The sequence below is a fragment of the Haloarchaeobius marinus genome (assembly GCF_051207415.1).
Taxonomy (GTDB): domain Archaea; phylum Halobacteriota; class Halobacteria; order Halobacteriales; family Natrialbaceae; genus Haloarchaeobius.
Genome location: NZ_JBPKGD010000001.1, coordinates 1,007,324 through 1,029,795, shown reverse-complemented (window position 1 = coordinate 1,029,795; position 22,472 = coordinate 1,007,324). Strand labels below are relative to the sequence as shown.

General features: G+C 64.9%; 20 protein-coding genes. 8 read left to right on the top strand and 12 right to left on the bottom strand.

Annotated features, from left to right (window positions below; translation table 11 throughout):
• Positions 1-47: 47 nt before the first annotated feature.
• The 3 genes from ACSC1W_RS05215 to ACSC1W_RS05205 all read right to left on the bottom strand — a co-directional run bounded on the left by ACSC1W_RS05215 (position 48) and on the right by ACSC1W_RS05205 (position 2,037).
• Positions 48-794, bottom strand: coding sequence for a cytochrome c biogenesis CcdA family protein (locus ACSC1W_RS05215; protein WP_435345804.1), 747 nt, complete (start codon positions 792-794; stop codon positions 48-50).
• Positions 788-1,348, bottom strand: a complete 561-nt coding sequence (locus ACSC1W_RS05210) for a TlpA family protein disulfide reductase (RefSeq protein WP_435345803.1) — start codon at positions 1,346-1,348, stop codon at positions 788-790. Before ACSC1W_RS05210 ends, ACSC1W_RS05215 begins: the two co-directional genes overlap by 7 nt.
• An 86-nt stretch (positions 1,349-1,434) precedes the next feature.
• Positions 1,435-2,037, bottom strand: a complete 603-nt coding sequence (locus tag ACSC1W_RS05205) for a DUF420 domain-containing protein (RefSeq protein ID WP_435345802.1) — start codon at positions 2,035-2,037, stop codon at positions 1,435-1,437.
• Positions 2,038-2,206: 169 nt separating this feature from the next.
• On the opposite strand from ACSC1W_RS05205, the gene ACSC1W_RS05200 reads away from it, so the two are divergent.
• From ACSC1W_RS05200 to ACSC1W_RS05180, 5 genes are all read left to right on the top strand, one after another.
• Entirely contained in the window at positions 2,207-2,623 is a 417-nt protein-coding gene (locus tag ACSC1W_RS05200; protein ID WP_435345801.1) for a cobalamin B12-binding domain-containing protein, read from the top strand.
• Positions 2,620-3,663: a methylmalonyl Co-A mutase-associated GTPase MeaB gene (gene meaB / locus ACSC1W_RS05195; protein WP_435345800.1), complete on the top strand. Its 1,044-nt coding sequence runs from the start codon at positions 2,620-2,622 to the stop codon at positions 3,661-3,663. Before ACSC1W_RS05200 ends, meaB begins: the two co-directional genes overlap by 4 nt.
• Positions 3,664-3,784: 121 nt before the next feature.
• Positions 3,785-5,143: an NAD(P)/FAD-dependent oxidoreductase gene (locus tag ACSC1W_RS05190; RefSeq protein ID WP_435345799.1), complete on the top strand. Its 1,359-nt coding sequence runs from the start codon at positions 3,785-3,787 to the stop codon at positions 5,141-5,143.
• 145 nt (positions 5,144-5,288) lie between these two features.
• The gene (locus ACSC1W_RS05185; RefSeq protein WP_435345798.1) at positions 5,289-6,305 is read left to right on the top strand and encodes a nicotinate-nucleotide--dimethylbenzimidazole phosphoribosyltransferase; all 1,017 of its coding nucleotides are present in this window, start codon (positions 5,289-5,291) and stop codon (positions 6,303-6,305) included.
• 130 nt (positions 6,306-6,435) lie between these two features.
• On the top strand, positions 6,436-6,720 hold the full coding sequence (locus ACSC1W_RS05180; RefSeq protein WP_435345797.1) for a translation initiation factor eIF-1A: 285 nt from the start codon (positions 6,436-6,438) through the stop codon (positions 6,718-6,720).
• 163 nt (positions 6,721-6,883) lie between these two features.
• Here ACSC1W_RS05180 and ACSC1W_RS05175 read toward each other — a convergent pair whose 3' ends face one another.
• Positions 6,884-8,236 (bottom strand): sodium-dependent transporter, encoded by a 1,353-nt coding sequence (locus ACSC1W_RS05175; protein WP_435345796.1) that lies wholly within the window; start codon positions 8,234-8,236, stop codon positions 6,884-6,886.
• A gap of 156 nt (positions 8,237-8,392) precedes the next feature.
• Between ACSC1W_RS05175 and ACSC1W_RS05170 the strand changes: the two genes are divergently transcribed.
• Both ACSC1W_RS05170 and ACSC1W_RS05165 read left to right on the top strand, forming a co-directional pair.
• Positions 8,393-9,010, top strand: a complete 618-nt coding sequence (locus ACSC1W_RS05170; protein ID WP_435345795.1) for a hypothetical protein — start codon at positions 8,393-8,395, stop codon at positions 9,008-9,010.
• A gap of 61 nt (positions 9,011-9,071) precedes the next feature.
• On the top strand, positions 9,072-9,734 hold the full coding sequence (locus ACSC1W_RS05165; RefSeq protein WP_435345794.1) for a rhomboid family intramembrane serine protease: 663 nt from the start codon (positions 9,072-9,074) through the stop codon (positions 9,732-9,734).
• A gap of 349 nt (positions 9,735-10,083) precedes the next feature.
• On the opposite strand, the gene ACSC1W_RS05160 is transcribed toward ACSC1W_RS05165, so the two are convergent.
• The 7 genes from ACSC1W_RS05160 to ACSC1W_RS05130 form a co-directional block, all read right to left on the bottom strand.
• Positions 10,084-10,401, bottom strand: coding sequence for a DUF7344 domain-containing protein (locus ACSC1W_RS05160; RefSeq protein WP_435345793.1), 318 nt, complete (start codon positions 10,399-10,401; stop codon positions 10,084-10,086).
• An 83-nt stretch (positions 10,402-10,484) separates the two neighbouring features.
• Complete coding sequence (locus tag ACSC1W_RS05155) at positions 10,485-11,144, bottom strand: helix-turn-helix domain-containing protein (RefSeq protein WP_435345792.1); 660 nt, start codon at positions 11,142-11,144, stop codon at positions 10,485-10,487.
• A gap of 311 nt (positions 11,145-11,455) precedes the next feature.
• A complete protein-coding gene (locus tag ACSC1W_RS05150) occupies positions 11,456-12,628 on the bottom strand; it encodes an Mrp/NBP35 family ATP-binding protein (protein WP_435345791.1) in 1,173 nt (390 codons plus the stop codon).
• Complete coding sequence (locus ACSC1W_RS05145; protein ID WP_435345790.1) at positions 12,628-15,777, bottom strand: molybdopterin-dependent oxidoreductase; 3,150 nt, start codon at positions 15,775-15,777, stop codon at positions 12,628-12,630. The genes ACSC1W_RS05150 and ACSC1W_RS05145 overlap by 1 nt, the downstream gene beginning before the upstream one ends.
• A gap of 1 nt (position 15,778) precedes the next feature.
• Complete coding sequence (nrfD, locus tag ACSC1W_RS05140) at positions 15,779-17,554, bottom strand: NrfD/PsrC family molybdoenzyme membrane anchor subunit (protein WP_435345789.1); 1,776 nt, start codon at positions 17,552-17,554, stop codon at positions 15,779-15,781.
• A gap of 176 nt (positions 17,555-17,730) precedes the next feature.
• Positions 17,731-18,408 carry a hypothetical protein gene (locus ACSC1W_RS05135; RefSeq protein ID WP_435345788.1) on the bottom strand — a complete coding sequence of 226 codons (678 nt, stop codon included), beginning with the start codon at positions 18,406-18,408 and terminating at the stop codon, positions 17,731-17,733.
• A gap of 390 nt (positions 18,409-18,798) precedes the next feature.
• Entirely contained in the window at positions 18,799-19,494 is a 696-nt protein-coding gene (locus ACSC1W_RS05130; RefSeq protein WP_435345787.1) for a hypothetical protein, read from the bottom strand.
• A 344-nt stretch (positions 19,495-19,838) separates the two neighbouring features.
• On the opposite strand from ACSC1W_RS05130, the gene ACSC1W_RS05125 reads away from it, so the two are divergent.
• Positions 19,839-20,852, top strand: a complete 1,014-nt coding sequence (locus ACSC1W_RS05125; protein ID WP_435345786.1) for a tyrosine-type recombinase/integrase — start codon at positions 19,839-19,841, stop codon at positions 20,850-20,852.
• Positions 20,853-21,864: 1,012 nt separating this feature from the next.
• On the opposite strand, the gene ACSC1W_RS05120 is transcribed toward ACSC1W_RS05125, so the two are convergent.
• Positions 21,865-22,233, bottom strand: coding sequence for an SHOCT domain-containing protein (locus ACSC1W_RS05120; protein WP_435345785.1), 369 nt, complete (start codon positions 22,231-22,233; stop codon positions 21,865-21,867).
• Positions 22,234-22,472: the final 239 nt, after the last annotated feature.

Sequence of the window (22,472 nt, the reverse complement as noted above, 5' to 3'; positions counted from 1 at the left end):
GTCCCGCCGTCCGTCGACCCTCGGTCGCACGGACTCCCGTCGGCGAGTCATGCCGACGGCGAGACGGCGTCGGCGAGGTCAGAGAGCGGCCCGAACACCGCCTCGAACAGCGGTTCGACGACGTGGGCGACGCCGGCGACGTCGAAGACGACGAGCAGGTAGTACGCCGAGACGAGCAGCATCACCGCACCGGTCAGCCGGTTGATGGCGCTGCTCCGCCGGGCGAGCCACCTGGTGGCGCGTTCCCCGGTGGACTGCGAGACGAGTCCGAACGCGAGCAGTGGCGTCCCCATCCCGAACCCGAAGACGAGGAAGCCGGCGAAGGCGGCGACGGGCGTGTCGAACAGCACCGGCGTGCGGGCGAAGAACGCGGCCAGCAACGCCGGGTTGCACGGGAGGACGATGGCACCGAAGAAGAACCCGTAACCGAGCGCGGAGACGACGGGGTGGCTCGACTGCGGCGGTTCCCGCGTCGGGAGTCGGTGGAGGAGGTCGAGGTCGAACAGGAGCGCGACGCTGACGATGGCGAGCACGGCGAACGCCAGGGGCGAGACCACCTCGACGACGAGCGTCAGCGACTCCTGCAACAGGAACGAGACGACCAGCCCTGCCAGCCCCATGAACGCGACGACGCCGACGGTGACCAGGGCGGCGAGGACGCCCGTCGGAACGGCGTTCGACTCGTCCTGCGAGGAGAGATAGGCGAGGAATCCCGGGTACAGCGGGAGTGCACAGGCGGCCGTCAGCGGCGTCGCCACGCCGAGGACGAACACCTCGACGAACCTGCTCAGCATTCGCCGGTCCGCTCCCGGAGGTAGCTGGTTGGCTTGTGACCGTTCTGCAGTCGCGTCGCCATCCCGTCGGGACAGTACAGGACCATCGGGACGATGGGTGGACTCGTCATCGACGCGCCGAACTCGTCGACGAGCGAGCGCGTGACGGCGGGCGGAGAGACGGCGTACCGCCAGTCGTAGCCGTGCGACCGGGCGTGTTCGCGCACCGCCGCGGCGTCTTCGTTCGGGTCGGTGTTCAGGGCCACGCTGACCACGTCTTCGCCCACTGCGTCGTGGAACCGCTTCAGTTCGTCCTGCTGGCGTTTGCAGTTCGAACACCAGATGGCGAACGTCTCGACCAGCACGGGTCGGTCGAAGTCGGCGATGGTGAACTGCTCGTCGGTGAGTACGTCGGTCAGCGTCGCCGTCCGCCAGTCGACGTCGCCGCCGTCGTCGTCGCCCACGGACGTGTCGTCGCCCGTGGCACCCTCGAACGCGTCGAGACACCCGGCGAGGCCGGCGGTCACGCCGACGCCGGCGAGTCGGAGCGCGTCCCGGCGGGATATCGGGTCCATAGCCGTACTGACGGCCGGTGACTTATAAAGGACGGTCTGGTCGTGCGTGACCGGCGCACGACCGACGGGGTCGAGCCGAGTCCGACTCAGGCCAGCAGGCCGGCGAGCATGAACTCGTAGTCGTAGATGTGGTTCAGCATGACGTAGGTGACCACGCCGAGCGTGAGCGAGAGGATCCACGCCCCGGCGGCGACCCGGCCGACCCGTCTGTGTGGCGTGTCCCGCAGTTCGGCGGGGGTGTGGGTCAGACCGAGCACCAGGGCGTACAGCACCACGGGCACCGACACGACGGAGAGGACGATGTGAATCGCCAGCATCGCGATGTAGGCGTAGTAGACGAGTCCGACCGCGCCGACTATCTCCTTCTCGCCGCCGCCGCCGACCTTCAGCAGGTACATCGCCAGGAAGACGAGGATGAGCGTGAACGCGGTCACCATCGCGGCGCGGTGTTTCCGGACCTCGCCCTGTCGAATCCAGTACCAGCCGAGGACGAGGCTGACCGTCGCCACGGAGTTGACGACCGCGATGCCGTCCGAGAGCAGGTTGACCGTCGCGTGGTCGATCGTCGGGTAGATGGGTACGAGTCCGGCGAACGTCCCGAGGACGAGCGCGTAGCCGACCGCGGACAGGACGGCCGTCGTCGTCAGCACGTTGTCCCGTACCACGCCGTGAACGCCTGTAGTCGCCATCGTGCGGGCTTCGAAGTGCCGACGTATCGGCCTTGCGCTTCCGGTACGTCGCGTGGTCCTCGGTCAATTCCAGTCCCGTTGTATTACTACAGCTATAATTGTATAAACGGCCGCGAGCGGCGGCCGACGTTCCGTTAAAGTAAAACGCGGCGCTCCGGAATGAGAACGTATGAGTACCGACCAGTCGCAGCGGTCGATTCGATGTCTCGTGGCCAAGGTCGGACTGGACGGACACGACCGCGGTGCACACGTCATCGCGCGGGCGTTCCGCGACGCCGGTTTCGAGGTCATCTACTCGGGACTGCACAAGTCGCCCGACGACATCGTCCAGGCCGCGGTCCAGGAGGACGTTGACGTCCTCGGCATCTCCATCCTCTCCGGTGCCCACAACACCCTCGTTCCGAAGATCGTCGACGGACTGAAGGAGTACGGCGCGTTCGAGGACACGCTCATCCTCGTCGGCGGCGTCATCCCGGACGACGACAAGGCGGAACTGAAGGAACTCGGCGTCGCCGAGGTGTTCGGCCCCGGCACGCCGATGGAGGAGACGGTCGAGTACGTCCGGCAGAACGCGCCCGACCGATGAGCGACGAGACGTCGGCGTTGCTCGACGACCTTCTGGCCGGCGAACACCGCGCACTCGCCAGAGTCATCACCAAGATAGAGAACCGCGAACCGGGCTACCGCGACCTCGTCTCGGGCCTGTACGAGCACACCGGTGACGCCGAGGTCATCGGCATCACGGGCAGTCCGGGTGCGGGCAAGTCGACGCTGGTCGACAAACTCGCCGAGCACTACCGCAACCAGGGCAAGACGGTCGGCGTCGTCGCCATCGATCCGTCGTCCCCGTACACCGGCGGCGCGGTGCTGGGCGACCGTATCCGCATGGCGTCGAACGTCGGCGACATGGACGTGTTCTTCCGGTCGATGTCCGCCCGTGGGAACCTCGGGGGACTGTCGACCGCCACGGCGGACGCCGTGAAGGCGATGGACGCCTTCGGCAAGGACGTCGTCTTCATCGAGACGGTCGGTGCCGGGCAGAACGAGATAGACGTCGTCCGGGCCGCAGACACCGTCTGCGTGCTCGTCCCGCCCGGTGCAGGCGACAACGTCCAGATGCTCAAGGCCGGCATCCTCGAGATAGCGGACGTCTTCGTCGTCAACAAGGCCGACATGGCGGGTGCGAACCGCACCGTGCAGGAACTCACCGAGATGGTCCACCTCGGCAAGGGGTCGACGACCGTCGACCCGGGCCACCACGACGACGTGGACCTGGACGTGGAGATGCCCGGCGAGGAGGACGCAGAGACCGAACCGTGGACCCCGCCGATCCTCGAGACGGTCGCCACCGAGGGCGAGGGGGTCGCGGAACTCGGCGAGACGTTCGCCGACCACCGCGCGTACCTCGAATCGTCGGGCCAACTGGAACGACGTCGACGCCAGCGCATCGCCGAGGAGATACGGACGCTGCTCCGGGACGACGCGGCCGGCCTCGTGAAGCAGGAACTCGACGCCCATGGCGGCGTCGACGCGTTCGTCGACCGGGTGCTCGCCGGCGAGACGGACCCCTACACCATCGCCGACTCGGTGATGGAACCCCTCGAGGACTGTCTGGACCGGGAGTGACGGCGGCGACGATAACCGGACGCGACGGCGACGGTGGTCGCGGCGGACCCATCTGCCCGACCTGCGACATCGACCCTCTGGGACCCGGTCTGCTAAGGAGACGGGGGCCCTACACCCTGGTATGCGAGTCGTGGTCCTCGGTGCCGGGTACGCCGGCGTCACCCTGACGAAGCAACTCGAACGGTCCCTGCCGGACGACGTCGACCTCGTCCTCGTCGACGACACGGGCGTCCACCTCGTCCAGCACGAGCTTCACCGCGTCGTCCGTCGTCCGAGCATCGCCGACGCCATCACCGTCCCGCTCTCGGAACTGGTCGACGAGGCGACGGTCCGCGAGGGCCGCGTCACCCACGTCGACCGGGAGGAGCGGGTGGTCCACTTCACCGACGACGGTCGCCTGTCGTACGACGTGGCGGCCGTGTGCCTGGGGGCCGAGACGGCCTACTACGACCTCCCCGGCGTCGAGGAACACTCGACGCCGTTGAAACGCCTGGAGGACGCCTACCGCATCCGCGACGAGTTCGACCGCGTGCTGGAGTCGGGTGGCCGCGTCGTCGTCGGCGGGGCCGGCCTCTCGGGCGTGCAGGTCGCCGGCGAACTGGCGGAACTGGCCGAACCGAAGGGCGGCAGGTGCAGTCCGGACGACGCCGGGACCGCCGGGGGACGGGACCAGACGGACGAACCGCAACGGATCGACATCGACGCCACGGACGACCCGTCGTCGCCCGGGAACGCCGGACCGACGGACGACGCAGACGACCTGGCGGAGACGGAGCCGCCGGAGACGGTGGACGACGACTGGGGCACGGCGTCCGAGGTCGAACTCCGGAACGACGTCACGGTCACGCTCCTCGAACAGTTCGACAGCGTCGCGCCCACGTTCCCCGAACGGTTCCAGCGCGCCGTCCACGACCAGTTGACGTCGCGTGGCGTCGAGGTCCGGACGGGCGCGACGGTGACGCGGGCGACCGACGACGAGATACACCTCGAGGACGGGTCGGTCCTGGACTACGACCAGCTGGTCTGGACCGGCGGCATCCGTGGCCCCGACGCGCTGGACGGCGAGCGTCCGGTCGTCCGGAGTCACCTCCGCCTCGACCGCACGACGTTCGTCGTCGGCGACGCGGCACGCATGGTCGACGACGACGGCGAGGCCGTCCCGGCGAGTTCCCAGGCGGCCATCCGGGCGGCCAAGGTCGGCGCCGCCAACGTCGAACGCCTCGTCTCGCACCTGCGCGAGGGCGACGTCGACGACTTCGAACCGCGCCTGAAGCGCTTCGACTTCAACTCGCCGGGGTGGCTGGTCTCCGTGGGGAACGGTGCCGTGGCACAGGTCGGTCCGACCGTGTTCACCGGACGGGCAGCACTGGCGCTCAAGGCGTCCGTCGGGGCGGGCTACCTCTCCTCGGTCGGTGCCGTCCGTGAGGCCGTCGACCTCGTGAACGAGGAACTCGGTATCGACCCCGGCCGGGACGACTGACTCCGGTCCGCTGGTCGCCACCCGGGACCGACTCGTTAAAGTAGGCTTGTGCTAGATACGACGAAGTGATGTCCGAGCCGAACGGCGACCGTTCTCGCCTCGATGCCCGGCCCGCCGGTCGTCCCCTCCCGCGACGGGGTGACCGATGAGGCTGGTCGTCGTCGCCGGGACGACCCACACCGCCACCGTCGATGGCATCAGCGCCGCGGGCGCCGACCCCGACGCCCTGGTCCACACGCCGAGTGCCGACCTCGAGATACTGGCGTACGGCGAACCCGTCCGTGCACCGGTGGTCCCCGTCAGTCCGACCGGTTGTCCCACGCCGGCCGTCGTGACCAGGGCGGTCCGGACGTTCGCACCGTTCGACGTGACCGCCGTCGACGCCGGCCTCGCCCGGGAGACCGGTGCACCGACCGTCCGACTCGGCGACGACCCGGGCGGCGACGTGCGCCGTGACGACCCCGTCCCGAACGCAGCGCACCTGTTCGAACGCGCCCGGTCCTTCGGCCGCGACCTCCCCGACGCGGAACTCGCCGTCGCCGAGACCATCCCGGGAGGGACGACGACGGCCCTCGGCGTGTTGACCGCACTGGGCGAACGCCGGTCGGTCTCGTCGTCGCTCCCCGAGAACCCACTCGCCACGAAGCGACGCGTCGTCTCGGATGCGCTCGCGGCTAGCGACCTCGACCCCGGCGACGCCGCCGGGGACCCGGTCCGGGCGGTCCGACGCGTCGGCGACCCGGTGCTGGCCGTGGTGGCCGGCCTCGTCGTCGGTGCGACAGAGTCCGGGAGCGACGTCGTGCTCGCCGGCGGGACGCAACTCGCTGCCGCCGCCGCGCTGGCCCGGCACGCGGACGTCGACGCACCGCTGACGCTCGCGACCACCTCGTTCGTCACCGACGACGAGACGGCCGACGTCGCGGGACTCGCGTCGGACCTCGACCTGACGCTCCGGTCGACCGACCCCGGGTTCGACCGGGTCGACCACCCCGCGACGAACGCGTACGTCGCCGGCGAGGCCAAGGAGGGCGTCGGCATGGGCGGCGCACTCGCACTGGCCGAGGACGCTGGCGTCCCGATGGCGGACGTCCGCGAGCGCGTCGTCCACGTCGCCGACCGACTGCTCGCCGTCGCACCGACCGGGCCCGACCCGGCCCCGTAGGACGGTCGTACGGTCGCCGGGACGACCGACCGGGTAACCGCCCCGGCCACGTTCCGGGAACCGTGACAACAGGTACCATCGTACAGGAGTGGCACGGAGGATTTAACCGTCCCTCCTGCGTAGTGACGGTGTGAGTGAACAAGAAGAGCGGCGAAACCTTCGGATGCCTAACGGCGACGAACTCTTTGCCACAGTTACGGAGCACCTCGGCGGAAACCACGTTCGCGTCCACTGCCAGGACGGGAAGACGCGTCTGGGACGGATTCCGGGCCGGATGAAGTACCGCACCTGGATCGAAGTGGACGACGTCGTCCTCGTCGAACCGTGGGACTGGCAGGACGAGAAAGCCAACATCGAGTGGCGCTACACCAGCCAGGACGCGGACCAGCTCCGTGCGGAAGGGCACATCCAGTGACGGCGACCGCCGCCTGACGCAGGGACTTCTGGCCGATTCGATTATTCGACCCGAGAACGGACGTGAGAGACGTTTCTCCGTGTCGCGTGAGGCTGCGTCGAGCAGCGCGCCGAGGAATACGGGTCCCGGCGTTCGAGGGGGCAGGGTACGTCCGACTGGCCCGCTACGAGAGCCCGGGGACCGGAATCTCGGGTGCTGGATAGATACTCGTCAGACCGAGGTACAGCGTCAGGAACACGCCGAGCAGGACGAAGGTCCGCACCGACCAGAGCCACGCCGTCGCGAACGTCTCGCCGCCCCCGGTCCCCTTGCGTATCTCGTCGACGGCCTCCGGGCCGTACACCCAGCCGACGAAGACGACGCCGAGTAGCACCGACGTCGGGAGCAGTACCTGGTACGCCAGCGTGTCGAACCAGGTGAGCCACGCCGTGTTCCACGCCGAGAGCGACCCGAGGACGAACAGCGCCCCGCCGAAGCCGAACGCGATGGTCGGGCGCGAGTACCGGTAGTTGTCCACGACGTACGACGTGACGACCTCCAGCAGGCTGATGGCGGAGGACAGGGCTGCGATTAGGACGACGCCGAAGAACACGAAGCCGATGACGCGGCCGGCGAGTCCGAGGTCGGCGAAGGTCTGCGCGACGGAGACGAACAGCGCCCCCGCACCGCCAGACGCCGCGTCCTCGGGGACCTCCCCGAAGTGTACGAACAGCAGGGGCAGGACGACGAGTCCGGCGAGCAGGCCGACGAAAGTGTTCAGGACGACGATGAGCCCCCCGTCGGCCGGGAGGCTATCGTCCTCCCCGAGGTAGGACGCGTACGTTATCATCGCCCCCATGCCCAGCGACAGCGAGAAGAACGCCTGGCCGACCGCGAAGGGGACGATGGAGCCGAGGTTATCCGCCAGGAACTCGAAGTCCGGCGAGAGGTAGTAGCTGTACGCGTCGCCGGTCCCCTCGAGCATGAACGCGTAGACTGCGAGGCCGACGAGGATGATGAGGATGGAGGGGACCATCAGCCTGGTCGCCTTCTCGATGCCGTCCTGGACGCCGAAGGCGACGATGCTCGCCGTGAGCCCCATGAAGAGGCCGTGTAACAGGATGGCATCCAACCCGGTGGAGACTAACCCGAAGTACTCACCGACGTCACCGAAGTACGCACCCGTCGCGCTCCCGACGACGTACCGGATGACCCAGCCACCGACGACGCTGTAGTACGAGAGGATCCACAGCCCGGTGAACAGACCGAGGGCCCCGACGACGGTCCAGGCGGGGTGTTCCAGCCGGTCGAAGGCCTCGACGGCGTTGATGTTCGCCCGCCGTCCGACGACGAACTCCCCGAGGATGGTCGGGAGTCCGATGAGCAGGGCGGCGACGAGGTAGACTACGACGAACGCCGCACCGCCGTTCGTCGCCGTCTTGAACGGGAACTGCCAGATGTTCCCGAGGCCGACTGCGCTGCCGACCGCAGCGAGGATGAATCCGACCCGTGTGGCCCAGGTCTCACGTTCTACCATGCGTCTCACAATTCACCGGGCAACGAGAAAAGTGCCACGCCGCCGAGACGTGTCGGCGGCCAGTGTTGCGTCGGGACCGTACAGGGACCGGTACACGTCGGTCTGGTGGAGGACGTCGGTCGGTTATTTTTAGCTGTTTGCTTCCAGTTGGCGAGTATGGTCGACGTAGAATGGGGAATGAAGCAGCTCGATTTGGTCTATCATTCCGAGGACCATCTGAAGCTCTCACTCGCTGCTGAACTGGCTCAGATGTACGGGGATGAACACGTTCGGCTGGAATGGAAACCCGAGCCCGGGATCCACGTCGACATCGGGGTTCGGCGTGAAGGCGTGACCATCCCCATCGAGTTGAAGTACAAGACGGACAGAGCGACAGTTGAAGATGGGGTCTTCGGGGAGACGTTTGAGTTGACCCGGCAGGGAGCACATGACCGTTCCCACTACCGACTTTTCCGGGACGTTCGCCGCATCGAGAATATCGTAGAGGAGCAAGGCAAGTACGGATACGTAGTGCTGCTCACGAACGACTCGAATTATTGGACGGAACCAGCCGGAAAGGCGTTGTATGACGATTTCAGGGTCCACGAGGGGGAGATTCGGCAGGGTACGCTTGAGTGGACGGATACTCGTGACTGGATGGTAAAGGAGGGAGTCGATTCCCCCCTCGAATTGGATGGAGAGTACCGGATGGAATGGTCGGATTGCACTTATCGCGACGACGTGGAGGTGTCGAAGAACCCCGGCTTCCGGTACCTCGTTCTCCGTGTGGATTAGACGTGTCACGACGGCGGAAGCTTAAACTTGTTTGTCAGGGTACCTGTTGAGGAGTGTAAAAATGAGCAAGGGACGAGAATGGCTCTTTGAGCGACTGTGGGAAGTCAAAGCGACGTTGGGCTTCGGGGTTCTGGTTGGTATGGTGTATACCCTCCAGTTAACGTTAGCCGGAAGTATCGATAATACAGCTGCTTATGCGGTGGCCCGTGAGGTGCTGAGCTCAGGGGGAAATTTCCTCTTCCTTTCACCACTATTCCATTCCTACCACGCCCACGTCACAGAGAACCTGCTCTCGTTGGTGATTGCTGGCAGTGTGGTTGAAAGACGGATTGGCTCAAAACCCACGGCCGCTTTCATCTACCCCACTGGAATTGTCACAAATGCTATTCCAGCACTCATCGGAATCGGGGGTCTGAGCATAGGTATTAGCGGGACAACATACGGTCTCTGGACATTCATCGGGTGCGCTACATTCGTGTTATCAATTGAAGGGCCAAACAAGGTCAAGACAGCCGTGGTCAGGGGCGTACTGGGTTTCTTGGCTGTTATCCAGATCTTTCGTGGTGTCAGCCAGTTCTTTGGTTTCATTCCGGTCAGCGCGGGAGTTGCTGCTGGGGGTCACTTTTTGGGAATACTGCTTGGTGCAGGTCTATTCGCTGGGTGGTTCGCTGTACGGACGTTGGGTCTTGAATTGAGTCTGGACGGCACCCGGGCCGAAAGTTAGCCGTGCGCGAGAGGCGCAGAACGCGTAAGCAAGAGCTTCACGGTGGATGTTCGGATATTCACGGAACCGACAGAGACTCCAAGCACGGGGAAGAGAAGGGAAGGTTGCCATGTGAGGAGGTGGCGATTCGGGATAGCCCACAATGAGGCTGTACGGGTCTGGGCCTTACTTTCAGGGTGCATCCTGGATATTTACCAGTTGCCACAAACAGTATCCAGTGAAGTCAAAGACGGAAGGGAAGCACGTACTGCAGCGGGTTAGTATCTGCAGTTAGGGGACGATAGTATCGAAATACGTCGTACTCCCGTAGTGCGAACCACCGCCGCCACCGACCCGACCAGGATACGACTTACGCGACCCCCGGCGCGTCGGTACTCCGGCGCAGTTCTCGTTCCAGCACCGGAGACTCCCGATACCGAATCGTCCGACTCCTGTGGTCGTACTCGATGAACCCCCGCGTCGCCAACTTCGGTAGTGTGACGTGATGCAGTTTGACGGCGGCGCGTCCTCGGTCCTCGGTGAACTCGTCGTGGCCGAGGGGACCCTCTTTCAGTTCCTCGATCTCGACGACGTCGTCCTCGGCGGCTACCAGATACTCCAGAATCCGGCGACGGTACGCGCAGGCGAGCGTGTCGTGGACCGTATTCAGCGTATCGTTGTCGTTCATGGGTTCGGCAACGGCAGAACGTACCCACCCACTCTACTTTGGCGGTGTTGTTGAAGACTCAACCCCTATTTAGGGAGATGGCGTCACTCGAGGTCGCTCACGGACGAGAGCAACACTGACCGGAGAATCTTCTCGTTACCGCGGCGGATCCGGTTCGAGACGGCCTGTTCGCTGATGCCCAGTTCCTCGGCCAGGTCTGCGAGACTCGTCTCTCGCGGCGTGGCGAAGTAGCCCCGCCGGGTGGCGAGGACCAGTGCCTCGCGCTGTTCCTGCGAGAGGTCGAACCGGTGGCCGCGCTCGGTCGTCTCGGTCAGCGTGTACGTCCGGTCGATGTGAATCGGGACGTCGTGCTCGAGGATGAAGTTGTGAAAGCGCGAGAGTCTGTCGTGGTCCGGGAACCGCAGGCGGAAGGTCCACTTCCTGTCCCTGCGGGCTTCGAGCACGACCGCATCGGCCTCCGCGATGGCCTCGATGAGGTCGGTCGAACCGTCTTGCCATTCGATCCGATAGAGGGCGCTGTCGCCGACCCTGTCTAGCGCCAGAAACTCCTTGACGGCGGGCTGGGCCTGGACGCTGTCCTCGAAGGCCTCGTGGTCTTCGCCGGTCGCCCAGACGAACGGCATTATCATGGTACCCGTCGGGACGATGCGTTCGATTTCGAGGGACATGTTCGGAGTCCCAGAGAGAACGGTCCCGAGCTGGAAGTCCTCGCTGTCGACGGTGAACTCCAGGATGACGCTCATCCGTACTGGTACGGACGCCAGCGTTGTAGGGGTTACCCGGCACGTCCCGTTGGTCCTCCGGTGTATGTGCGCCGTGAGCCGTGTGTAGATGCTGGAGAGAACGCTTTCAAGATGGAATTGCACGCCGAGTACGTGGACTCGTCGGGGGTCTCGACCGGTGAAGACGTCCCACACTGTCGTCAGTGTTCCCGGATTTCGACGTGGTCGGAACCGCGACGGTGTCCCGCGGTCGTACCCCCCGGCGGCGTACGCTGTCAGCGGTGAGTTCGACCACCTGCGTGCGTACCGCGACGACGTCGTCTCGGCGGACGTCACGGAGACCGCGTCTCCCCTGACACGACGAGTGCCTGAAGACGCGCCGCGACCCGGCCCGCGACAGTTCGGAAGACGTCGCGCAACTCGCCCCCGTCGTCGCGGAGTGCGACGGGCGGGAGCGAGGTACCACCGCGCTCGGCACTGCTCCGTGGCAACTGCAGGCGTCCGACGAGCGGGATGGTTACGCCGCGTGCCGTCTCTTCCGAGGTCGTCTCGATGGTCCCGGCCGCCCGGTCGAGTGGAATCTGTCCGAGCAACGGTATCTCGAACTCGCCCGCGAGTTCCTCGCCGCCGCCGGAACCGAAGAGGTCGTGGCTGCCCCCGCAATCGGGGCACTCGAATCGGCTCATGTTCTCGACGACGCCGAGAACGGGGACGCCGTACTTCGCGAACTGCCGGAGTCCACGGCGCGCGTCGTCGACGGCGACGGACTGGGGTGTCGTCACCACCACCGCGCCGGTGACGGGCAGGTGCTGGACGAGAGAGAGCTGTGCGTCGCCCGTCCCCGGCGGGAGGTCCACGACGAGGTAGTCGAGGCTCCCCCACGCCACGTCGCCGAACAGTTGCTGGAGGGCGTCGTCGACCATCGCCCCGCGCCAGATGACGGGGTCGTCCTCGCCGACGACGTAGCCCATGCTCATCACCGTCACGCCGTGCGCTTCCGGCGGGTGGATGCGAGCTTCGCGGTCCGTTCGCGGTGTGGCGTCGCGGTGCCCGAGCATCGCCGGCGCGTTCGGGCCGTAGATGTCGGCGTCGAGGAGGCCGACGCTGGCCCCCGCGTCAGCGAGCGAGACGGCGAGGTTCACCGCGACCGTGGACTTGCCAACGCCGCCCTTGCCACTGGCGACGGCGACGACGTGCTCGACGTCGGGGAGGAAATCGACGCGCGCATCGGGTTCGGCCGGGTCGGAACGCCACTCGACGTCGACCCGCGAGACGTCCGACACCGACCGTGCTGCGTCGGCGAGGGCACCCTCGAGGCGTTCTCGCACGGCAGCGGCCGGAACCGGGAGCGTCACCTCGATCCGAGCGGTGCCGTCCACTACGGCTACGTCGCCAATCCCGTCCAGTTCCGAGAGCGGAACGAAGCACTCCGAACGTCCCACGTCGGCGTCAGCGATGGCCGACCTGACGGCGGCCGCCCGGTCGGCGGGGGACTCGGCGGCCATCAGTCCTCGTCGTCGCCGCCGGTCGACGAGCGCGTCTCCGAGTCGGGGTCCCACCGCTCGGGTCGGCCGACCGGGCCGTCCATGTACCACGCGTCGTCGCGGCCCGGGTCGGTCTCCGGTGCGATGGGGCGCTTGAGCCACTTCGGGCGCCGGAGTCCGTCCGGCCCCGGGGCGGGTCTGGCGTCTTCCAGCCACTCGCGGTAGATGTCCATCGACCGGTCGGTGTCGACGAAGACGTCGCCGTAGTGGTCGTCGTCCCTGGCCTGCTTCACGGTCACCGTCTGGTGCCAGCAGTGCATCCCGGATATCGGGTCCGGATGCGGGGCGTGGGTGAGGTTCTGGGCGACGCCGCCGTCGGTCCACCAGACGCGCTCGGAGTCGGGGTCGTCGGACTCGAACGGAGTGATGCCTGCCGTCTGGCGCATCCCCCACTTCGAACTGTCGTTGTCGAGGGAGACGGTGACCTTCCCGTAAGGGTCGCCACCCTCGTCGAAGTCGCCGTCGGCCTCGCCGTCGCTGTCGCGGTCGACCTTCCACTGGCCCATGTGGTGACTCATGGCGACGATTCCGGGCTTGATGCTCTCGGTCACCCACACCTCGTTGACGAAGTAGCCGATGTCGGTCTCGATGCGGATCAGGTCGCCCGTCTCGAGGCCCAGGCGCGTCGCGTCCTTCGTGTGGACCCACACCGGGTTGTTGTGGGATATCTCTTCGAGCCACTTCGAGTTCGACGACCGGGAGTGAATCTGCGTGGGGAGGCGGAACGTCGGCACCAGGACCATCTCGCCGTCCTCGTAGTCGAGGTTCTCGGGGTGGACGTGCGACTTCAGGTAGTTCGGGACGACGTACTCGTCGGCTTCCCACCCCCAGTCGTCCAGCGTCTTCGAGTAGAACTGCTGTTTCCCCGTCGGCGTCGGGAACCCGCGTCTGGGTTCGCCGTCGACCAGCACCCCGACGACTTCGGTGTCGTGTTCGGTGACCGTCTCCCGGTCGAGTTGGTCGTACTCGTAGTCGACGCCGCCCACGGCGGTCGACGCGGCGTCCACGTCTGCCTGGTCGTCGGTGCCTACGGCGTCCGTCTCGACCGCCTCCCCGTCCAGCACCCGGTGGACGGTGCCGTACTCGTCGACGTACACGTCGTCCTCGTCGAGGACGGCGGGGTCGAGTTCGTCCTCGTGGAGTTCGTAGCGGTTCGTCTGGGCCTCGAACGCGCCGTGATGCTTCATGTACTCCAGCGGTTCCATCCCCGCCTCCGCGGCGGCGTCCACGAGGTTCTCCTCGTTCTCGAAGACGTACCGGTAGTACTCGTCGACGGTCATCTGGACCGGGTCGCCGTCGTCCCCGTCACGATAGGGGCTCTCGAAGTACTCGCGGATGCCGAGTTCACCGTCCTCGTCGAGGCGCCACGAGAGGTCCATCCAGAACTCGTCTTCCTCCCACACCTCGCCAGGGTTGGCCTCGTAGGTCCGCTCTACGTCCTCGCCCTCGCGTTCGGCGTACTCCCGGAGGACGGGTTGGCGGTAGGTGACCCACGTCGCAGCGTGGGTCTCCTGGCTCTGGATGTCGTGGCGTTCGGGACTGTGGCCCATCGGGAGCACGTAGTCGGCGAAGTACGCCGTCTCGTTCCACGTGGGCGTGAGGGCGACGTGCATCCCGACCGCGTCCTCGTCGGTCAGCGCCTCTATCCAGGAGAAGCCGTCGGGATAGGTGTAGACGGGGTTGAATACCCGCGTGAAGTACACCGAGATGTCCCCGCGTCCTTCCTTCAGGAAGTACGGTAGCAGGAAGCTCATCTCGTAGTGGGCGAACGGGTACTCCGGCGGGAGTTGCAGTTCGTCCCAGAGCTTCTGCCGCGGCGGTTCGCGCGGGAGGTGGGGGTCGAACTTGTGCCACGCGTTCGGGGACGTTCCCCCCTTGGTCCCGACCGCCCCCGTGAGGACCGACAGGAAGTGGAGCGTCCGACTGACCTGCCAGCCGCCCCGGTTACCCGACGCCGCGGACCGCCAGATGTAGCTGGCGAAGCGGTCACCCGCCAGACCGATCTTCCGGGCGACCTTCTCGATCTGTGCGGCGTCCACGCCGCTCTCCTGGGCGGCGTACTGGGGCGTGAAGTCGGCGTAGAGGTCGTCTGTCAGCACGTCGACGTAGCTCTCGAACGTCCGAGGGCGGTCGGGGTACCGTTCGTCGAGGAACTGCTCCCAGTTGACCCACCGGCGTACGAAGGCCTCGTCGTAGAGGTCCTCGTCGAGGATGACGTTGGCCATCGCCAGCAGGACGGCAGCCTCGCTCCCGGGCTGGGTCGGTAACCAGAAGTTCGACATCGCGGCAGTGTTGGACAGTCGCGGGTCCATCACGGCGAGTTGGCCCCCTTCCATCACGCCCTCCATGATGCGCTGGGCGTGCGGGTTGAAGTAGTGGCCCGACTCGAGGTGGGCCGACAGGAGCAGGATGAACTCCGCGTTGGCGAAGTCCGCGCTGGCCCGGTCGTACTTGTGCCAGAAGGCGTAGCCCGCCCGGGCGCCCGCCGAACAGATGTTGGTGTGCGAGTTGTGGCCGTCGAGGCCCCAGGCGTCGATGACCCGGTCCATGTACTCCTCGTGGCCAGGCCGCCCGACGTGGTAGGTGATCTCGTTCTCCCGACCGTCCTCGATGGTCTCGCGCATCTCCGAGGCGATGTCGTCGAGTGCCTCGTCCCACGAGACGCGCGTCCACTCCCCGGACCCCCGGGGACCGTCGCGCTTCAGGGGGTATCTGATTCGCTGGGGGTCGGTTATCTGGTTTATCGTCGCCGGCCCCTTCGCGCAGTTCCGGCCACGGCTCCCGGGGTGTTCGGGATTGCCCTCTATCTTCCGGATTTCACCGGTGGACCTGTCGATGTAGGTCAACAGGCCGCAGCCGGCCTCGCAGTTGAAGCAGGCCGTCGGAACGACGGAGTAGTTCGTCGGTTCCCCGTCGGAACCGTACTCGCGCCAGTCGTCCCACTGTGAGGGGTCGGGGTAGCTCTGCAGTTCGCCCTCCGGCGCGATTCGGTCGACGCCGTCCGCTCTTCGTCGCTGTCGTTGCTTCTTCGTGTCGTCGGTCCGATTCGAGATGATGCCCAGCCGCTGGGCGAGCGTCTCGATCGAACTCGGGTCGAATTCGTGTCCCATATTATGCGAGTGAGATGGTCTGTGGTGCGGTTATCCAGGTGTACTCGAAGGCGAACAGACCGGCGACGGCGAGGACGCCCGCGAGAGCGACCATCACCGCACTCCCGGACAGGACGAGCATGGCGAGCGGAATCGCCATCCCGACGAGCACGCCGCCGCCCCAGAACGCGGTCCTGAATCGGCCGCTGACGATTCGGTGGGCGGCCTCCTCGGCGTCCTCGGTCTGGTGGGGCGTGAACAGCTCCGACCCGACGAGTGCGGCGTGGAGTGCGAGCGACCCGAGGAGGGCCCACCGGGACGGGTCGACGAATGCCTCGAACCCGAACCCGGCGAGTCCGAGCACGGCCGTCGTGGCAGCGCCGGCGAGGAACGCCTGCGTGAGCATGTGCAGTGGCATCGCAGGGCTCTGCCAGAGGTCTCGTCCCTTCGACTGGCTGAACAGGAACGCGGTATAGACGCCGGTTGCGGCGGCCAGCACCGCCCCGACCAGCAGGACGACAGGGTTCACGATGGCCTCGACGCCCAGCAGCCATCCGAGGACCGCCAGGCCGAGGAAGGCGCCGTACGCCGAGATGATGTACGCCCCTTTCACCAGCCAGGAGTTCCAGTTTGGCCGCAACAGCACCCAGTGGAACCGCGTCGGTCGTTCGAGGTCCAGGATGAGCAGGACGCCGGTCAGCGCGAGGAACACGCCGCCGACGAGCGAACTGACGCCGACTATCGTCGTGTCCGGCTCGACGAGTCCGAACGCCATCAACAGCGCCGGGAACAGGAAGACTCCCGCCGCTATCGACTTGGTCATCGTGTAGGCGTAGACCTCCCACCCCCACGACTGGTAGTGGCTCTCGCCGACGTCGTAGACTCGACGCGCTTCCTCGTGGAGTAGTTCGTACGCCTTCGACGTCCGGGCGCGCGTGGTGCCGGTGTCCCCCGCGTTCGACCTCGCGTCGGGGTCCGCAGAACTGCTGTATCCTCCATCCGAAGCGACGTCCTCGTCGGTCGAGGTACACGCGCACCCGCCGCCACACCCGCAGCCGCCGTCAGCGCGGGCATCGGACTCTTCCTCGCTCGTCGACAGCGACACGTCCGACTCGGCGAGCGACCGGGCCGCCTTGTGGATGTCGAAGTCCTCGCGTGCGGGACCGTGCGTCTCGACGTGGTTCGGTGCGTCGGACCACATGTAGTGCTCCTCGCGCCCGGTCGACCCAGGCGTGATGGACCCCTCGTCACCGTCGACGTAGAACAGCTTGGGCTCGGTCCCCTTCTCGGGCTTGCGCGCCTGCACTTCCTGGTTCGAGATGAGTCCCGAGATGTCGGTGTCGGGGTTCTCCATGTCCCCGGCGACGATGGCGTCCTCCGGACAGACCGTGACGCAGGCGGGTTCGCGCCCCGTGTCGACGCGATGCGAGCAGTAGTTGCACTTCGCCGCCGTCTCCGTGTTCGGGTCGATGTACAGCGCGTCGTACGGACACCCCTGCATACAGGCTTTACAGCCGATACACCGCTCCGGGTCGAAGTCCACGATGCCGTCTTCGCGCTCCCAGAGGGCGGTGACCGGACAGACGTCGGTACACGGCGAGTCGTCGCAGTGGTTACACCGCATCACGGAGAAGTTCCGACTCGTGTTCGGGAACTCCCCCTTCTCGATGTACTTCACCCACGTCTTGTTCACCCCGATCGGGTCGTCGTGTTCCGCCTTGCACGCCACCGTGCAGGCGTGACAGCCGATACACCGGCGATTGTCGATGACGAACCCGAAGTTAGTGATACCCTCCACCCCCGGCATCCGACTGTGTCATAAACTATCATGTGCCGGGGCAGCACATAAAATTTCGCCGTCGTTTTCGGTCGGTACTGGGGGCGAGCGCCCGGTTCGGTGCTAATTCTGTACGTCGCGACGTTCGGATTCGACAGGACGACGAACGACAAAGCGTCAGCACCGTTTCGAGCGCGTCAAGGTCCGTTCTGGAGACGACGTTCGCGTTCGGCCCGGTCTTTTATACCGAGCATCATCCCTCGTTCCATGACGAAATGCGGTAGTTCGTACGCCAGATACCGGGCGACGTATCCGATGGCCGTTCGAGTCTCGGGCTTCCGGCCGCGTACGATGAATCGCGTAGTCGCTTCGTCCATCGGTTCGAGGTGAAACGTCCACGTTCCGCCGTCGTGGCCCTGGAGAACGAGCGTTCGGCCACGGTCGACGTATTCGACCGTCATCGACGTGAGCGGACTCTGGAGCCAGTAATCCTCCCGGACCATCCGGATGGAATCACCTTCTTCCAGGTCCTGGAGTTCCGGGACGATGCGGTCGACGTTGTGGATGTCCGCCCCGACTGCGTTTTCGAGCCAGGTGTAACTGTAGAACCCGCCGCGTCCCTGGCCGAGCTGGACGACCCACGACCACACCGCCTCGCTGGGCGCCTCGACCGTGACCGCACGTGTGGTTTCGTCACCCGGTTCCGGGACCATCTCGTCACCCGGAAGCTGTCGACTCACTTCGTCCTCGCTGGCGCCCCAGGTTCGGTGCCACGGACGGATCAGGAGGTGATACACCGTCAGAACCATACAGACGGCGACCGTCGCGGCCCAGACGCTGCTCGTCCGGCCGCTCCGTGGTTCCCTCGAACCCACCTGACCGTCCGGTCTCGTCACTCCAGTTTCCATCTCGGTCTCGAAACTACGTCACCGAGGGTCAAGAGAGATGGTCCTGTCATCGTCCTCGTCGGTGTCGACGACGCGCTGGTAAAACGGGTAAGTTTCGGTGGCCGCTGCATGTTCTCCGACTGCGGGTTGTCGCGATCTAGTATAGTGGCGGTCCAAAACCCGAAAGAGAGGCTGGCACCCGTTAGAACGCCGTTTCGCTCCGCTCGACGGGTTGCTCGATTCGGTGTCCCGCTCGTGGTCACCATTCGCACGCGTGGATGCACCGAGTGGCGGGGAAGCTCTTTCGGGACGGTGTCCACGGTTCCGTTCGGCCGACACGGCAGTGGGTGGCCATCCCGAGACTTGCCCCGGATGGCGTTACTCCCAGTTGCAGATGGGCCGGTCGTAGACACTGGTGGTCTGGTCGAACTCGATCGCATCCCCAGAGAGTATCACTCGCCCGTCCCCGTAGTAGGTAAAGTCGTCCGTGAGTCCGATCTGCCACGTGTGGCTCGCCCGTCGTCCGTCCGCCAGTTCGGTCGTGACGGTGTACACGCCGAACTCCCCGGTAACCGAGAAGTCGGGCGGGGTTCCGTCCGGCGCGACGGTGACGCCGGTCCGCTCGAACACGCGGTCGCCGTTCTCGTCGGTGACTGCCACCGACGCCTCGATCGGTGCCTCGGTCTCGTTCTGGAGTGCGAGGTCCACAGGGGTCGTGAAGGCCGTCCACTCCTCGAAGGAGATGCGTATCGTCTCGCCGTCCCGTTCGATACGATGTTCGTAGAAGGTACCTCCTCTGTACAGGGGCGTTCCGGGACCGACCGCCTGGTCGTACAGCAGCGGCCCCTCGGTCTCGTACGCTCCGGTCTCGAACGCTTCGTCGACCTCCCTCGCGACGTCGTCGGGGAGGATGGAGTAGAGTACGAAATCCGCGTCACACTCCTCGTAGCGGGCCGTTCCGGGAGGACCGTCGGTTCGTTCACCAGTCGAACCTCGGAGGCATCCGGAGATGGAACCGCCGACGACTGCTCCAATGGCGAGGACGACCGAACGGCGATACCATCGAAGGGCCATTTTTCTTCCATGAGATTCGGCGAGTAAAAGCCTTCTGTTGGTGTCTTCGCCGAAGAATGGAACGAGAGTCCGCCGGGTTGTCCGTCACTCCGAGTGGTTACCGGCAGCGGGTACCTCATTGCCAGAACTCGGAGAACCGCCGTCACCTACAGCTATCGCGTACAGGTTAGTTGGCAAAGGTTTCAACAAAGGCAATCGAATCAAGTGTCGGTCATGGGCGCTGCAGGCCTTGGTCACGCGGCGTGACAACCCTTCCTTTTGGCGATTTCGGCCGATGTAGCCGTTGGTTCGGAACGGGCGGTAACCGGGACTCGTGGGGTTCGCTTGAACGGAGACGACCAACCATGAGTCTCGAACCAATCGATGCCGAAACCGCGCTTGAACTGTACCTCGCTGACAGAGGGAACGAATTATCGGAGGCCTCTCTGAAGGGCCACAAGTACCGACTCGGTCACTTCGTCCGCTGGTGTGATGAGGTAGAAGAGATACAGAACCTCAACAACCTTAGCGGCCGCCAGCTGCACAAGTACCGGCTCTGGCGGCGCGAGGATGGAGACCTGAACAAAGTCAGTGAGAAGACCCAGATGGATACCCTTCGCGTGTTCATCCGGTGGCTAGAGTCTATCGACGGTGTAGAACAGGACTTGAGTCAGAAGGTGCTGTCTCCGTCGATCACTCCCGATGAGAACTCTCGGGACATAATGTTGGACAGTGATAGTGCTTCGAAGGTGCTCGCGCATCTGGAGAAGTACGAATACGCGAGCATCCAGCACGTCTCAATTGCCCTGATGTGGCACACGATGATGCGCGTCGGCGGTGTTCACGCACTTGACGTTGACGACTACGACTCAGAAGAGCAGTGCATCAAGGTCCGTCATCGACCAGATACAGGCACCCCGATCAAAAACCAGGGAGAGGGCGAACGGATGGTCGCACTCTCAGACCAAGTCTGTGACCTCCTCGATGACTGGTTAGACGCCAAGCGACCGTCGGTAACTGACGAGAACGGTCGAGAACCGTTGCTGGCCTCGCGGGAGGGACGGACTAATAAGACGACGCTGCGCGCCTACGTTTACCGCTGGACACGTCCGTGTGTCTACAGCACCGAGTGTCCGCACGACCGCGGCCTCGGAGAGTGTTCGGCAGTAGAGCGGAATACCGCCTATCGTTGTCCGTCTAGCGTGAGCCCGCACGCAATTCGTCGCGGAAGCATCACGCACAGTCTGAATAGTGATATGCCGGACAAGGTCGTTAGCGATCGTGCGAACGTAAGCCAACGGGTGATCGAACAGCACTACGACCGGCGTACGGAGAGGGAAAAGATGGAGCAACGGAGGGAATACTTAGACAACCTCTAGTCTGACTCCACCGACGCTATCCGTCGGGACGTGGGATTTCGCCATCGCAGTCACCCTAGAGATTGCGACCGTCATCCAGACGATAGCGTCGCTACCCGCCGCTACCTTCTGCGTGGTCGAAATGACTACGCGTGTTGGGCTCGCGAACTGGTCAAGGCGATAGTCAGTCGACGCGCTTGCGGGACTAACGGGGCTGAGGCACGTACAACGGGCCGCTGACGAGGAACGTCTCCACGGTGCCGGGAGTTCTACGGTAAGCCAACTCGCCGCTACGGACCCGGTAGCGCTCTCTGAGCGATTGGGTATCAGCGATTCACGAAGCAACGTCGTGAGTCGAGCAAGCAACAGCTCTCCGGCTAGTTCGACCACTCCATTGTCCGCCAGACGGTCGGTCCGGTGAAATCCATGACGTCCCTTATCTGACGACGATGCCGCCATCGATTTCCATGTACGGGTGCCCATAGCCACAGTAGGTCAGGCAACTCAGCGTGTAATCGCTCCGTCGCGTCGCCCCTAACTGCCGAACGATGGGTTTGGTGGCATTTTGCGGCAGTGCGACTGGGTGCATCATCATTCCGCCGCCCATGTGGACCTGTCCGGATGGCATGATCGCGAGGCTGTGGTCGGGATACTGCTCGTTCGCTTCTTCGAGTAGCTCGTGGAAGTCGCCGTTAGATGGGTGCGGGATACGCTCCTTGTTTCGTTCTTCGAGTGCCTCGTGATCGGGAAGGGCGTCTCGGTCGACGCCGGGAGGGACTGGACGGCTTGACTTGCGAGTGTGTTGAATGAGACGACACGGAGAAGATTGTTCCGTTGCAGGCTGATACGGTCCTGTTCCTCGCCGGATTCGTCGAGGATGATGAACCCCAGTGATACGCGCCGACGTAGATTGTCCGATCGACGTCACCGCCACTCCCTGGGAGGTTACCGACGCAGCCCGAAAGACCTGCAAGGTCCGCTCCGAGCGCAGTGAGGAATTCGCGCCGCTGTACTGTCGGGGATATCTTAGAAGCTATTGTGACTCTTCTCGGCCGAGTTTCGCACGCCGTTCCTCGAACTCCTCTTCGGAGAGGTCGCCGCGAGCGTACGCCACCCGGAGTTCCTCGAGTGCCCTATCGCCGGTCAGCGACGACCCGACACCGCCGACGAGGCCTCGATAGAGGAGGTAGCCGATGCCGACGAGGACGACGAGCCAGACGAACATCATCCCGATGCCCCACAGCGGTGAGAGGCCGCCAGCCATCCCGCCGCCCCACCACCAGCCCATCATGCCCATCATCGGCATCGCGAACACCATCATCAACAGCGGGAACAGGACGATCACCGCGAGGACGATCAGGACGATGCGGAGCAGGCCGTCGGAAGTACGCTCGGTGGACATGGTGAATCACTAGGGAAATTCGTCGACTGCGTTCATAAAGTTGGGCAGCCGTCAGTACTGCTCCAGTCAGGGCTCCTGGCTTGGGAAACAGTGGCTCTATGAAAAACCCAAGCAGTGATAGGTTTCAGAGGTCGTGCTATATACAAAACACGGGCCTTGTTTTATTCAGCAGTCATAACCCTTCGATCAAAGCGATGGTATGCTCGGTGGGTATGAAGACATCCATGGCCTTCACGTTC

Bases quoted from the DNA above. Each gene is read 5' to 3' on its own strand.
- ACSC1W_RS05215 (WP_435345804.1), bottom strand. From the start codon at position 794: ATGCTGAGCAGGTTCGTCGAGGTGTTCGTCCTCGGCGTGGCGACGCCG.
- ACSC1W_RS05210 (WP_435345803.1), bottom strand. From the start codon at position 1,348: ATGGACCCGATATCCCGCCGGGACGCGCTCCGACTCGCCGGCGTCGGC.
- ACSC1W_RS05205 (WP_435345802.1), bottom strand. From the start codon at position 2,037: ATGGCGACTACAGGCGTTCACGGCGTGGTACGGGACAACGTGCTGACG.
- ACSC1W_RS05200 (WP_435345801.1), top strand. From the start codon at position 2,207: ATGAGTACCGACCAGTCGCAGCGGTCGATTCGATGTCTCGTGGCCAAG.
- meaB (WP_435345800.1), top strand. From the start codon at position 2,620: ATGAGCGACGAGACGTCGGCGTTGCTCGACGACCTTCTGGCCGGCGAA.
- ACSC1W_RS05190 (WP_435345799.1), top strand. From the start codon at position 3,785: ATGCGAGTCGTGGTCCTCGGTGCCGGGTACGCCGGCGTCACCCTGACG.
- ACSC1W_RS05185 (WP_435345798.1), top strand. From the start codon at position 5,289: ATGAGGCTGGTCGTCGTCGCCGGGACGACCCACACCGCCACCGTCGAT.
- ACSC1W_RS05175 (WP_435345796.1), bottom strand. From the start codon at position 8,236: ATGGTAGAACGTGAGACCTGGGCCACACGGGTCGGATTCATCCTCGCT.
- ACSC1W_RS05170 (WP_435345795.1), top strand. From the start codon at position 8,393: ATGGTCGACGTAGAATGGGGAATGAAGCAGCTCGATTTGGTCTATCAT.
- ACSC1W_RS05165 (WP_435345794.1), top strand. From the start codon at position 9,072: ATGAGCAAGGGACGAGAATGGCTCTTTGAGCGACTGTGGGAAGTCAAA.
- ACSC1W_RS05160 (WP_435345793.1), bottom strand. From the start codon at position 10,401: ATGAACGACAACGATACGCTGAATACGGTCCACGACACGCTCGCCTGC.
- ACSC1W_RS05155 (WP_435345792.1), bottom strand. From the start codon at position 11,144: ATGAGCGTCATCCTGGAGTTCACCGTCGACAGCGAGGACTTCCAGCTC.
- ACSC1W_RS05150 (WP_435345791.1), bottom strand. From the start codon at position 12,628: ATGGCCGCCGAGTCCCCCGCCGACCGGGCGGCCGCCGTCAGGTCGGCC.
- ACSC1W_RS05145 (WP_435345790.1), bottom strand. From the start codon at position 15,777: ATGGGACACGAATTCGACCCGAGTTCGATCGAGACGCTCGCCCAGCGG.
- ACSC1W_RS05130 (WP_435345787.1), bottom strand. From the start codon at position 19,494: ATGGCCCTTCGATGGTATCGCCGTTCGGTCGTCCTCGCCATTGGAGCA.
- ACSC1W_RS05125 (WP_435345786.1), top strand. From the start codon at position 19,839: ATGAGTCTCGAACCAATCGATGCCGAAACCGCGCTTGAACTGTACCTC.
- ACSC1W_RS05120 (WP_435345785.1), bottom strand. From the start codon at position 22,233: ATGTCCACCGAGCGTACTTCCGACGGCCTGCTCCGCATCGTCCTGATC.